The sequence below is a fragment of the Streptomyces xylophagus genome (assembly GCF_000716435.1).
Lineage (GTDB): Bacteria > Actinomycetota > Actinomycetes > Streptomycetales > Streptomycetaceae > Streptomyces > Streptomyces xylophagus.
The window spans coordinates 1-11,649 of the sequence record NZ_JNWO01000030.1 but is presented as its reverse complement, the minus strand read 5'-3'; the positions used below and the strand labels follow the sequence as shown (position 1 = coordinate 11,649).

The 11,649-nt window shown below is 70.6% G+C and carries 10 protein-coding genes and 3 pseudogenes; 1 reads left to right on the top strand and 12 read right to left on the bottom strand.

All coding sequences use genetic code 11. The annotated features are described in order from the left end of the window. Positions 1-75 precede the first annotated feature (75 nt). From OO70_RS51895 to OO70_RS42425, 4 genes and pseudogenes are all read right to left on the bottom strand, one after another. A pseudogene (locus OO70_RS51895) lies at positions 76-693 on the bottom strand (carboxyl transferase domain-containing protein); the annotation flags it as partial. 603 nt (positions 694-1,296) lie between these two features. Next, positions 1,297-2,040: pseudogene (locus OO70_RS51890) on the bottom strand (carboxyl transferase domain-containing protein); the annotation flags it as partial. Then, entirely contained in the window at positions 2,033-3,478 is a 1,446-nt protein-coding gene (locus tag OO70_RS42430; protein WP_043684391.1) for an acyl-CoA synthetase, read from the bottom strand. The pseudogene OO70_RS51890 and the gene OO70_RS42430, both read right to left, overlap by 8 nt. Positions 3,479-3,544: 66 nt before the next feature. Continuing rightward, positions 3,545-4,591, bottom strand: coding sequence for a MerR family transcriptional regulator (locus tag OO70_RS42425; protein ID WP_043684249.1), 1,047 nt, complete (start codon positions 4,589-4,591; stop codon positions 3,545-3,547). 137 nt (positions 4,592-4,728) lie between these two features. Here OO70_RS42425 and OO70_RS42420 point away from each other — a divergent pair, with 137 nt between their 5' ends. Continuing rightward, entirely contained in the window at positions 4,729-5,607 is an 879-nt protein-coding gene (locus tag OO70_RS42420) for an ATP-grasp domain-containing protein (RefSeq protein WP_043684247.1), read from the top strand. On the opposite strand, the gene OO70_RS42415 is transcribed toward OO70_RS42420, so the two are convergent. From OO70_RS42415 to OO70_RS42380, 8 genes and pseudogenes are all read right to left on the bottom strand, one after another. Further along, positions 5,597-6,187 (bottom strand): hypothetical protein, encoded by a 591-nt coding sequence (locus tag OO70_RS42415; RefSeq protein WP_078651769.1) that lies wholly within the window; start codon positions 6,185-6,187, stop codon positions 5,597-5,599. The two genes, OO70_RS42420 and OO70_RS42415, sit on opposite strands and share 11 nt — an antisense overlap. Continuing rightward, complete coding sequence (locus OO70_RS42410) at positions 6,075-7,034, bottom strand: FkbM family methyltransferase (RefSeq protein WP_043684243.1); 960 nt, start codon at positions 7,032-7,034, stop codon at positions 6,075-6,077. The genes OO70_RS42415 and OO70_RS42410 overlap by 113 nt, the downstream gene beginning before the upstream one ends. Then, a complete protein-coding gene (locus tag OO70_RS42405; protein ID WP_043684241.1) occupies positions 7,031-7,240 on the bottom strand; it encodes a Trm112 family protein in 210 nt (69 codons plus the stop codon). Before OO70_RS42405 ends, OO70_RS42410 begins: the two co-directional genes overlap by 4 nt. After that, positions 7,237-8,664: a zinc ribbon domain-containing protein gene (locus tag OO70_RS42400; protein WP_234337066.1), complete on the bottom strand. Its 1,428-nt coding sequence runs from the start codon at positions 8,662-8,664 to the stop codon at positions 7,237-7,239. Before OO70_RS42400 ends, OO70_RS42405 begins: the two co-directional genes overlap by 4 nt. Positions 8,665-8,666: 2 nt before the next feature. Then, positions 8,667-9,278 (bottom strand): IS607 family transposase, encoded by a 612-nt coding sequence (locus OO70_RS42395; RefSeq protein WP_051742115.1) that lies wholly within the window; start codon positions 9,276-9,278, stop codon positions 8,667-8,669. A gap of 33 nt (positions 9,279-9,311) precedes the next feature. After that, positions 9,312-10,220: a DMT family protein gene (locus OO70_RS42390; protein WP_043684239.1), complete on the bottom strand. Its 909-nt coding sequence runs from the start codon at positions 10,218-10,220 to the stop codon at positions 9,312-9,314. Between the two features lie 23 nt (positions 10,221-10,243). Next, positions 10,244-10,993, bottom strand: a complete 750-nt coding sequence (locus OO70_RS42385) for a class I SAM-dependent methyltransferase (RefSeq protein WP_043684238.1) — start codon at positions 10,991-10,993, stop codon at positions 10,244-10,246. After that, positions 10,990-11,649, bottom strand: a pseudogene (locus OO70_RS42380) (condensation protein); the annotation flags it as partial. The gene OO70_RS42385 and the pseudogene OO70_RS42380, both read right to left, overlap by 4 nt.

The following is an 11,649-nucleotide window of genomic DNA, read 5'->3' as shown; positions in this document are numbered from 1 at the left end:
TATGCCCGAAATGAAGGCTAGGTAAGGGGCAGTGGAGGGTGCTCTCGTGACGCGGCGTCGGCGAAGCCAGGTGACTCAGACGGGCCCCGTCCGGATCACCCCCAACTCCGCCAAGTCCTGCGGCCGGATGCGGAGTTGATCGGCCGTTGCCTCCACGTCCTCCGGCGCCCGCTTCAGGATCGCGGCGGCCGCCTCCGGGGCGATCACCGAGAAATAACTGTCCGGTGTGGCCCAGGTGTTGCCCGGCGCGGCCAGTGCCAGCGCGCCGCCGGAGCCGCCCTCGCCGATCAGCAGCGTGGTGAGCGGGACCCGGGCCGACGCCACCGCGCCGAACAGATCCGCGATCGCGGCCCCCGCGCCCTGCCGCTCCGCCTCGGCGTCGTTCGCCGCGCCCGGGGTGTCCACCAGCGTCAGCACCGGGATACCGAGCCGTTCCGCGAGCCGGATCAGCCGGGCGGCGGTCCGATACCCGGCGGGACGGGTCGCCGTCCCGCCCTGCGCGGCATACGCGACCGTCCGCCCCTCCCGCTCACCGAACCCGCACAGCATCCCCGCGTCGGTGCCACCGCACCGGTCACCGCTGATCGCCAGCCGGTGGGTGAAGTAGACGTCCAAGTACCGCTCAGCGCGCGGCCGTTGAGCCGAGCGGGCACGCCGCACGGCTTCCCAACCGCTGCCCGGGAGCCCGTCCGCGAGGTGCCGCACGGCCGCGTGCGCGGTCGCCGACGCCTCGGCCGGGCTGAGCTGAGCCGACGGGGCGTGTTGCTCTGTCTCCCGCCCGGGCGCCGGGAGGCCGGCTTCGGGGTGCTGGGCCGGTGGGGAGTCCTGCGCCGTGTCGCGGCCGGTCGAGGGAGTGTGGGTCGTGCCGGGGGTGGGTGACGCGTTCCCCGGTCCGGTTTCGGGGTGCCGGGGTGGTCGGGAGCCTTGCGTCGCGTCTTGCGCGGTCACTGGTGAGTCGGTCGCGCTGGGGGTGGGTGACGTGTTCTCCGGTCCGGTCTCGGGATGCTGGGGCGGTCGGGAGCCTTGCGTCGCGTCTTGCGCGGTCACTGGTGAGTCGGTCGCGCTGGGGGTGGGTGACGCGTTCCCCGGTCCGGTTTCGGGGTGCCGGGGCGGTCGGGAGCCTTGCGTCGCGTCTCGCGCGGTCACTGGGGAGTCGGTCGCGCCGGAGGTGGGTGACGCGTTCTCCCGCCCGCTCCACGGGAGGCCGGTCTCGGGGTGCCGGGCCGGTAGGGAGTCCTGCGTCGTGTCTCGCGCGGCCACCGCCGGTGGGTCGGTACCGAGGGTAGGTGACGTGCCCTCCCGCCCACTGGCCGGCAGGCCCTCCGCGTCGAGTGCCGCCGGCACCGGTGCCTGTCCCGCCCACGGTGTGGTCAGCAGCCGTAGCCACCTTCCCAGGGTCTCCCTCAGGGCATGCGGTTCTACGATCGCGTCGGCCGCGCCCGCTGCGACCTGGGCCTCTGCCGTGTACGCCGTGGGGTCCGCGTCGGGTGGGCGGACTCGGGAGCCCGCGAAGCCGACCTGGGCGCCGGGCAGGGCCAGGATCACATCGGCGCCCGCGCCCAGGGTGGCCCAGCCGCCGCCCGTGGTGGGGTCGCGCAGTACCGCGATCTGCGGGAGGCCGGCTTCTCTGGTGAGCGCCGACTGCCGTGCCACGCGCTGGAGTTGGGTCAGGGCGATCATGCCCTCCTGCATCCGGCTGCCACCCGTGGCGATCAACGGCACCACCGGCAACCGGTGTTCACGGGCATACACGTAGGCCGCCTCGATGCGGTCTCCGGTGCGTTCCCCCAGCGAGCCGCCGAGGAAGCCGAACTCGAACGCGATCAGCACCGCCCGCGTGCCCGCCACCGTCGCCGTGCCGCACACCACCGACTCCGACTCGCCGGTGCGGTCGGCGGCGCGGGCGCGCGAGGCGTCGTAGCCCTGCCAGGCGAGGGGGCCGTCGGGCTTGGACTCCTGTGCCGGGTACGGGAGTTCGGTGAAGGTGGTGTCGTCGGTGACGACGGCCAGGGTCTCGCGGGCCGAGAGGCGCTCAGCCATCGGTCAGGGCGCGCTTCAGGATCTTCCCCATGTCGTTGCGGGGGAGTGCGGAGAGGTAGTGGACGACGCGGGGGCGTTTGTGCGGGGCGAGGCGGTTCGCCACGTGATCCGCCAACTCGGCCAGTGCCGGAGGAGATTGGGGGTCCGTCGGGACGATCCACGCCACCACCCGTTCGCCCAGGTCGGGGTCCGGTTCGCCGGTGACGGCGGCCTCGCGTACCCCGGGGTGTTCGAGGAGCGCGTTCTCGATCTCGCCCGCGCCGATCTTGTAACCCCCGCTCTTGATCAGGTCGGTGGCCTTGCGGCCGACGATCCTGACGTAGCCGTCGGGGTCGCGTACCGCCATGTCGCCGGTGCGGAACCAGCCGTCGGCGGTGAACGCGGCGGCCGTCGCGTCGGGCCGGTTGAGGTACTCGGTGAAGAGGTTCGGCCCGCGCACCTGGATCTCGCCCACGCTCTCGCCGTCGTACACGGGGAGGGGTGTGCCGTCCTCCTCGACCAGGCGCAGGTCCACGCCCGGCAGCGGGACGCCCACCGTCCCCGCGCGTGGCTCACCGTCCGCGCGGACACTCGTGTTCATCAGGGTCTCCGTCATGCCGTAGCGCTCGATGACGCGGCGGCCGGTCGCCGAGGTGATCCGCTGGTGGTCGTGGACCGGGAGCGCCGCCGAGCCTGAGACCAACAGCCGTGCGCGGCCGAGGGACTTGGCCAGCTCGGGGTCGTCGGGGAGCGTCTCCGCGATGCGGTGGTACATCGTCGGCACGCCGAACAGCATGGTCGCGCCGTCGTTCAACTCCCGTGCCACGCCCTCCGTGCTGAACCTGCCGAGGTGCCGCACCGAACCGCCGCGCCGCAGCGGGCCCAGGATGCCCAGCACCAGCCCGTGCACATGGAACAGCGGCAGCCCGTGCACGAGTACGTCGTCGCCGGTCCACTGCCAGGCGTCGGCCAGCGCGTCCAGCGTCGCGGCGATCGCCCGGCGCGGGATGACGGCGCCCTTGGGCGGGCCGGTGGTGCCGGAGGTGTAGACGACGAGGGCGGGGTCCTCGTCGCCGGGGGAGACGGCCGGACCCTCGCCCCCGACACCCCGCACCTCGACGTCGACGCGCTCCAAGTGGCGTAGCGGAGAAGGGAGTTCGTCGCCCGGTGCGGCCAGGATCAGGGTCGGCGCGCTGTCGTCGAGGATGTGACCGAGTTCCTTCTCGCCCGACTTCGGGTTGAGGGGGACGGCGGCCAGGCCCGCCCGGAGTACGGCGACCACGGCGACGGCCGTCTCCAGCGAGTTCGTGGCCCACACGGCGACCCGGCCGGCGCCCGCGCACCGGGCCGCGAGGGCGTCCGCCGCCGCGCCCAGCTCCGCGTACGTCAGGGAACGGTCACCGAACCGGAGAGCGGGCTGCTCGCCCGGGTTCGCCAGGGCCGGAAAGAGGGGGGACACGGACACGCGGCGCACTCCTTGGTCGTCGGGGGCAACGGTCCCCGGACGCCGGGGACACCCCCGTTCCTACACCACGTCCGCCACCACACAGCTGACGTTGTCCGGACCTCCGGCCTCGTTCGCCGCGTCGACCAGGGACCGTACCGCCTCCTCCGGGTCCGGGCTCGCGGTGAGGAGTTCACGGATGCGGTGCTCCGGGACGACCGCGGTCAGGCCGTCCGAGCACAGGAGGTAGCGGTCGCCGCGCCGGGCGTCGTGGAGTTTCAGGTCGGGGGCGCCGGTCGTCAACGCCTTGAGGAGCAAGGTGCGTTGAGGGTGGGAGCCGGCCTCCTCCGGGGTCAGCCGGCCCTCGTCGATCAGCGACTGGACGACCGAGTGGTCGTGCGTGATCCGGAAGAGCCCGCCGTCGCGCAGCAGATACGCGCGCGAGTCCCCGATGTGCACGAGTGCCAGCTTCGAGCCCGTCCACAGCAACGCGGTCAGCGTCGTGCCGTTCTCGCTCGGATCGGCCACGTCACGGACCGCCTCGGTGGCGCCCCGTACCGCCTCCTCCAGGAGGTTGAGCACATTGCCCGCAGGCACCTCCTCGGTGTCCAGGAAACGCAGCGCCTCCACCGCCGCGCTGCTCACGGGCGCGCCCGCCGGACCGAACCCGTCGGCCACGGCCAGCAGCCGCGCGCCCGCGTACGCCGCGTCCTGGTTGGAGGGGCGGACCAGACCTCGGTCCGAGTGGGCGGAGTAACGCAGTTCGAGCATGGTGGTGTCCTTTCCCGGTACGGCCGTCACGGCCGCGAGATGGTCGACGAGGAACCCGGCGAGATCCCGCCGCTCGGCCGTGTCCGCCTCGACCCGGGCCCAGAAGGCGCGGATCTCGCGGGCGGCGGCGGCCGGTTCGAGGGCGCACACCTCACGGATACCGGCCAGCGGCATGCCCAGCCGCCGCAGCCACGCGACCAGCCGCGCCCGCTCCAGCTGCTCCACCGCGTAGTACCGGTAACCGCTGTCGGGGTCCACGCGCGCCGGCCGCAACAGCTCAAGCTCGTCGTACAGCCGCAGCGCCTTCGGCGACAGCCTGCACGCCCGCGCGAAGGCCCCGATCGTGAGCATGTTCATGTGTGCCTCTGTCTCCTCCGGTTCCGCCACCGATGCTGGGGCTTCACCAAAGGGGAAGGTCAATCCGGTTGCCGCGGTTGCGGGGGTCATGGTTAACCTGCGGATCTGTCCACAGTCGGCATCCGGATGGAGACCCCGTGCCCCGTATCGCGCTCGCCACCTACGACCCCGGACCGAAGCCCAGCAAGGACCGTGACCTTCCGGTGCTGGTGGAGGCGTTGCGGGCGGCCGGGGCCGAGGCCGTCGCCGTGCCGTGGGACGACGCCGGGACCGACTGGGGCGCGTACGACCTCGTGCTCATCCGCTCGACCTGGGACTACACCTGGCGGGTGGCCGAGTTCGTGGCGTGGGCCGAGCGGACCGCGAAGGCGACACGGCTCGCCAATCCGGTCCAGGTCGTGCGGTGGAACACCGACAAGCGCTACCTCGGCGACCTCGCGGCGGCCGGCGTGCCCGTCGTACCGACCCGCTATCTCGCCGCCGGTGACCCGGCCGACCTCCCCGACGACCACGAGTACGTCGTCAAGCCGACCTCCGGCGCGGGCGCCCGCTTCGCCGCGCGCTACACACCCGACGAGCGCGAGACGGCCGTACGACAGCTGGAGCGGATGCACGCGGAGGGGCTCACCGCGATGGTGCAGCCGTATCTGACGAACGTGGACGTCAGTGGGGAGCGGGCGCTGCTGTTCTTCGGCGGGCGGTTCGTGCACGCCTCGCGGAAGGGGGCCGTGCTGGCGCGGGGCACGGCCTACGACGACGACAAGGTGTCCCACCCGGACCTGGAGCCGTGGACCGCGACCGAGGCCGAACTCTCCGTCGCCGAACGGGCGTTGGCCGCCGTACCGGACGCGCCGGAGCTGCTGTACGCGCGCGTGGACCTCGTGGACGGGCCGGACGGGGAGCCGTGTGTGATGGAACTGGAGCTGGTCGAGCCGAATCTCTTCCTCGATCTGCATCCGGGGACGTCGTTGGCCGCGGTGGTCGAGGCGATTCTCGCGGCTGCCGTCACTCCTTGACCGCCGTTCGTTGCAGCAGGCCCCAGGTGAACTCGGCCGCGCACTGGTGTCGTACGCCTTGCGCGTCCGGGGCGGTGAAGGCCAGGCCCCAGCGGGTCGGAGCCGTGCCCTCCAGGGGGCGGACGGGGGCGAAGGCGCGGGCCGCCTCGTCGACCGTGCAGGACCAGGGGGTCAGGTCCTCGAGAGTCTGGAGGGCGGGGCCTTCGGTGCCCGGGGCGCGGACCAGCCATTCGTTCCATACGGCGCCGTTCGGGGCGGTGAGCACCTCGAAGCGGAGGTCGGGCCAGAGGGGGAGGGGCCACTGCCAGGCCTCGCAGTCCAGGTCGCCGATCCGACGTTTTACGGATGACTCCGGGGTGCCGAGGATCTGGCGGTACCGGGAGGCCGCGGCCCGGCCTCTCGGGGAGTGCAGCATCGCCTGCCAACGCTTGTTGGCCTCGCGCATGTCGGCGATCGAGGCGCCCAGCTCATGACGGGCGTCCTCGACCAGGTCCGGGTTGTGGTCCGCCATGCGGCGCAGCAGGACCAGTTGGAAGTCGAGGGGGCTGAAGGGGCCGGCGGGGCGTTTCGCTTCGGGCATGCGATCCATCGTCGCGCACGGCACTGACACCGGCATCGGCACCGGCACTGGCACCGGGGCTGCGGCCGTCGGGCAGGAACAGGACCGAGTTGACGTAACGGGGGCCGCGCGCGAAGGGCAGGACGCGGCGCAGCAGGCCCTGGGAGACGACGTACGAGGTGAGGGCCTGATGTGCTTCGAGGGGGAAGGCGGACAGGCGGACCCAGTCGCTGTTCCGGTCCGGGAGGACCCAGCCCTCGTAGCCGAGCAGCGACAGGTACGTCACCACGGGCGCGATCGGCTGGATGCGTGACTCCAGTTCGACGAATAGGGCGGGGTGGTCGCGGGCCAGGAGGCCGGTCGCGCCGTGCAGGACGGCCAGTTCGTTGCCGTCGACGTCGATCTTGATGAAGCCGACGTCCTTGAGGCCCAGGCCGTCGAGGGTGACGCAGGGGACGTGCAGGGCGCGGGCGTGGATGTCCCGGCGGACCAGCGAGGACACACCCCGGTCGCCCTCGTCGTCCGGGGGCAGCCACAGGCGGGCGGTGCCGGGGCGGTCCGAGGCGGCGGCCGGGATCACCATGGCGTTCGCGGGGGCGGCGGAGGCGAGGAGCCGCGCCAGGTGGGGGACCGGTTCGATGGTCACCACCTGGCGCGCGTGTCTGCAGAGGCGGTGCGTCCAGGGGCCGTACCAGCCGCCGACGTCGACCGCCGTGCCGCAGTCGGGCGGCAACAGGTCGCCCAGGCGGGCCAGTTCGGGTTCGAAGCGGGGGTAGACGGCGCGGGCGGTGGCGGCGACGAGCCGGGTGGGGAGGAGGGGCGCGAGGCGGGCGGTGAGCGTGCGGGGCACGGGAGTTGTGGGGGTCATGGGGCCATCCGTTTGAGGAGTTCCTCGTGTTCGCCGTCGTCGGTCACTTGCTCTCCGGACGAGGGCAGGAGCTGGGGGATGCCGTCGACGATGGGGTAACGGCGGCGCAGGCGCGGGTTGTACAGGGCGTCCGTGGGCAGCAGATGCAGCGGGCCCTTGTCGAGCGGGCAGGCCAGGATCTTCAGCAGGGGGTCGTCCGGGTTCATGGGGGAGTCAACTGCTTCCTACTGCTTGAGCATTGCTGCTCGGATCGGATCATTCGCTCTCCGCGCCCGAGTACGGCGCTGGAGTCCTGGACCGGCAGTCTGGTCCGGTGGCGATCGGTCCGTTCCTGGATGATCTGCTTCACCCGTGTATGCGGGGTGAACAGGGTGATGTCAGGGTCACCGTCTCGTTCCAGGACGTTGATCGCAGCCGCGTGGTCCGCTTGCCACAGGTCCCCGCACCGAGTGCAGTGAAGCCGGTCCCCTGAACGAGATCCGAGGACCTTGCAGCAGGGGGCGACTTGTGACGTGTAGGCCGCGTTGACCAGCGTCAGCGCAGAACCTCTGCGCTCTGACACGGATGCAAGCGCCTCTGCTGTGACGCCTTTGGTCCAGGCGGCGAGGCGGCGGTTGGTGTTCTTGCCAAGGTTTTTCTGGGACGCGAAGCGGGAGGTCAGGTCTTCGGCTACGACTTTGTCTGCCTTGTCGATGACAGCGTGGGCGGCGGTGAAAGTTATGGTGCGGACCTGGGATTCGAAGCGCTCTCGTCGCCGGTTGCGCTTGACCAGACCCAGGTTGTTGCGGTTGATCCGGTCGGCCTTGGCCCGGTTTCCGGCCCTACGGGCTTTCTCGGCGATAGCTCGGATCTTGGCTCGGCGGGCGTTCTTGGCTTTGAGGAAGTCGGACTCGGTCCTCAGGAGGTCGCCGAGTTCTTCGCCGTGGTGGTTGCCGTCGGAGTCGGTGAGGACTTCGGTGTATCCCTTGTCCACTCCGACTGTTCTGTTTCCACAGGGCCGGGACTCGGTGAGGTCCGGTGCGTCGATGGTGTAGTGCACCTCGACGCGGCTGCCTCGAAGGATCAGTCGCAGTGTCCCGGTCGGGGCGACCGTGGTGTTCAGCGGGATAGTGATCATCTTCCGGCGTACCAGAGACGGCACTGCAAGCCAGATGTTCCCCTCCTCGGAGAGGGAGAACGCTTTGTACTGGTCGCTGCGTACCACAATCTGATTCATGGTGTGGCTGATGCCGTGCTTGCTGTGGTCGCGCATCTGCCGCGCCAGGAACGGATCACTCGTCCACTGGTCGTACTTGAGCGCGGTGTAGGCAGCCTTGCGTTCTTCCTCAGTGTGGTATCGACGGTGAATGGCCTTGCGCACGACAACTTTTGCGGCCTCACGGGCAGCTTTGATATCGGCTACTGCATCCCGGACGGTTTCTTTCCACGCATTGGCCAGTACGCCGAAGGTGGCGGCGGTCCCGTCTGTCATCCACGCGTCACGGATCGCCCGATCGGAGATTCCGACACCGCCGACCGAGCCATAACGTCGCCATACCAGGGCCCGCACCCGCCCGAGGCGACATGCCTGCTCGGAGAGATGTGAGTACTTCCCCGCGTTGAGGTTCTTGGAATATGCGATGCGGGTCACCTTCACCGCCCACCGCCGGTGAGTTCGTCTTTGAGGATCTTCTCGTAGCGACGCAGTTCGTGCAGGTGGCAGGAGAAGGTGTGCACGATCGCCAGTAGATCCTCTACCAGTTCCTGCCGTGGCGAGATCGACTCGACATTCGCGATGACGATTTCGCAGCCGTGTCGTTGGGCGGTGTGCTCGATCAGATCGAACCCGAACCGGGCGAGACGGTCCTTGTGTGCGATGACCAGCCGCGCAATCTCTCCCTGTTCGATACGGTCCATGAGCGCGAGGAACTCTTTGCGGCGCAAGTTCATGCCTTCGCCGACTTCCTGCACCCAGTCGTCCACCGCGATACCAGCACCTAGGCAGAAGGTCTCCATAGCTGCCAATTGGGAGGCCAGGTCGTCCTTCTGGCCGGGCGAGGACACCCGGCAGTAGACAACTGTGGCCCGCGAAGAGGCGTCGAAGCCGGGCCGTAGAACGGCAAGCACGTCGGACTCTTCGAAATATCGCTGTCCCGTGGATGTGCGCCTGGGCCTGATGCGGCCCTCGCGCTCCCACCGTCGGATGGTCTGAGGCGACCGCCCGATCCGGGATGCGAACTCGCTGATCCGATATATGTTGCCCATAGGGAGCAACTATGAGCAACAGTGCGCAAGAAATCAACTGCTAGTCGCCTCTTCCTTGGTCGCAGCAGGTGGCTGGGGTGCGTCGTCGTGCTTCGGCATGGTCAGCAGGACGGTGACCGCCAGTACGGTGCCCCCGATCCGCAGGGCCAGTCGCAGCGGGTCGTGCGGCAGGGCCTCGCCGAACGAGAGCGTGCCGAGCACCGCCGTGAACAGGCTCGTCACCGTCGTACAGACCGGCACGATCAGCGAGGCCCGGCAGCGTTGCAGCGCCGCCTGGGACATGACCAGGCCGAACGCGCCCGTGAAGAGAAGGAGATAGGGGTACGGGGACTTGAGCAGGGCAACTACCGCCCCTCCCAGGTCACTTGTGGTCAGATAGCTCGACACCCCCTTGATGGCGAGCGAGCTGACCCCGTACAACAGGCCCACCGCCACGCCGTATTCGACGCCCGTGGTGGGCAGCCGGTGCCGGTGGCCGGCGCTGCGTTCGGTGGACCGGTACAGCCAGACGCCGGCCGCCAGCGAGGGCACGCACACCAACAGGATCAGCGGATAGGGCGCGTTGCGGCTGACGTGGTCCGAGCCCTCCTTCAGCGACAGCACCACCATCAGCAGCGCGACGAGGATCGCCGCCAGCGCGTACCGTTCGCGGCCGCTGGTCTCCTCGCCGAGCATCCGCGCGGACAGCAGCACGAGCAGCACCAGGCCCGACACGAAGATGCCCTGCGCGGCGGCGATCGGCAGCGTCCGGTACACGGCGAGCTGCGCGCCGAACCCGGCGGCGAGCGCGAGGGACCCGCCGATCCACAGCGGGCTGCCGACCACCAGCCGTAGCAGCCGCAGTGGTTGGCGCACCGTCACCTCGGGCAGGGCCGCCAGCGCCCGCTTCTCCAGGACGAAGCCGGTGCTGTACAGCACGTTCGCCAACAGGGCCGCCGCCACCCCCCACCACACGGCCGCGCCCCCTACGTCTTCCGCGCGTGCAACAGCAGGATCGACGCCAACTGCGGTCTGGCGCACGCCAGTCGGTCGAGGAGGCGGAGCGCTCGCGGTACGCCGTGGAAGGGCGCGCCCTTGAGTCCTACGACCTCGAAGCCGGCCGCGGTCACGAACTCCCGCAGCGCACGCGGGGTGTAGAGCCGCAGATGTCCTACGACCTCCTTGCCCGGGCGGCCGTGGATCGCGCGCAGACTCACCTCCGAGAACACGGGCTGGACGCCGGCGAGCAGCAGGACGCGGTTGTACCAGGCGGCCAAGTTCGGTGTGGACAGCATGAGATGGCCTCCCGGGCGCAGGACGCGGCGGATCTCGGCGAGCGCCGTGTCCGGGTCGACGAGGTGCTCGATCACCTCGCTGAACAGCACGGCGTCGGCGGTCGCTGTGCGGAGTGGTAACGCGGTGAGTTCGCCGCGGACCGTGTACGGGAGGTGGGTGCGGGCTCGGGTGAGGGCGTCCTGGGACCAGTCGACGCCGACGATCCGGTGGCCGGCGAGGAGAGGCGCGGCGGTGGCGGCCGCGGTGCCGTCGCCGCAGCCGATGTCGAGGATCGTGCGGGTCTGTCGGGGGGCCGTGGGTGGGCCCAGGGCGGTGGCCAGGATGCGGGCCTGGCGGAGCGTGCGGGAGGGGCCGGAGGCGACGGGGACGGCGGGGTTCTCGTAGAAGTCCCGGAGGTCGCCGTGTATCGATGGGCGGTGCGGGGGTGTGGTGGTCGTCATGGCGCGTGCTCCTCCGTCGTGTGCAGGTAGTGCTCGAACAGGTCGCGGAGGTGGGCGCCGTCGCCGGGGCCGAGGAGGGTGCGGGACCAGCGCAGGGCCACGTGCAGCTTGCCCGCGGTGGAGGCGGTCGTCACGGTGAGGCCGCGGGGCATGCGGGCCGGGGCCGAGAACCAGACGGCGTGCGCGCGGCCCGCTTCGCCGCCGAAGTCCAGGGTGTACGGGATGCGGCCGATGTTGCTGAGCAGGGTGGTCGAGGTCCAGGGGGCGGCTGCTCTGCGCAGTCCGCGGGTGAGGGTGGCGCGCCAGGCGACGGGGACGACGGGGGACGTCAACAGGGTTGCGCCGTGGCCGAGTTGGGGGCGGGGGAGGGCTTTGAGGGTGCGGGTTCGGATTGCTGTGCGGTGGAGTAGGTCGCCCATGCGGGCGGGGTCTGCTCCGGTGGTCAACTCGTCCGGGGCGAAGGTGACTTCCACGAGTCTCGTGCCGTTGCCTATCGGCATGTCCGTGTCCCGGGAGCGGTCGTCCACCGGCATCGTGATGCGCATCGGGCGGGGGTGTTCGCCGTGTTCGCGGTTCCAGTGGGCGATCATCAGGGCCGTCGTGACCATGAGTTGGTCGTTCACCGTGTACGGGGAGCCCTTGGGGCGGTGCGGGAC

Coding starts and splice junctions, on each gene's coding strand:
- OO70_RS42405 (WP_043684241.1), bottom strand. CDS start 7,240: ATGAACCCGGACGACCCCCTGCTGAAGATCCTGGCCTGCCCGCTCGAC.
- OO70_RS42410 (WP_043684243.1), bottom strand. CDS start 7,034: ATGACCCCCACAACTCCCGTGCCCCGCACGCTCACCGCCCGCCTCGCG.
- OO70_RS42415 (WP_078651769.1), bottom strand. CDS start 6,187: ATGCCCGAAGCGAAACGCCCCGCCGGCCCCTTCAGCCCCCTCGACTTC.
- OO70_RS42395 (WP_051742115.1), bottom strand. CDS start 9,278: ATGGGCAACATATATCGGATCAGCGAGTTCGCATCCCGGATCGGGCGG.
- OO70_RS42425 (WP_043684249.1), bottom strand. CDS start 4,591: ATGAACATGCTCACGATCGGGGCCTTCGCGCGGGCGTGCAGGCTGTCG.
- OO70_RS42385 (WP_043684238.1), bottom strand. CDS start 10,993: ATGACGACCACCACACCCCCGCACCGCCCATCGATACACGGCGACCTC.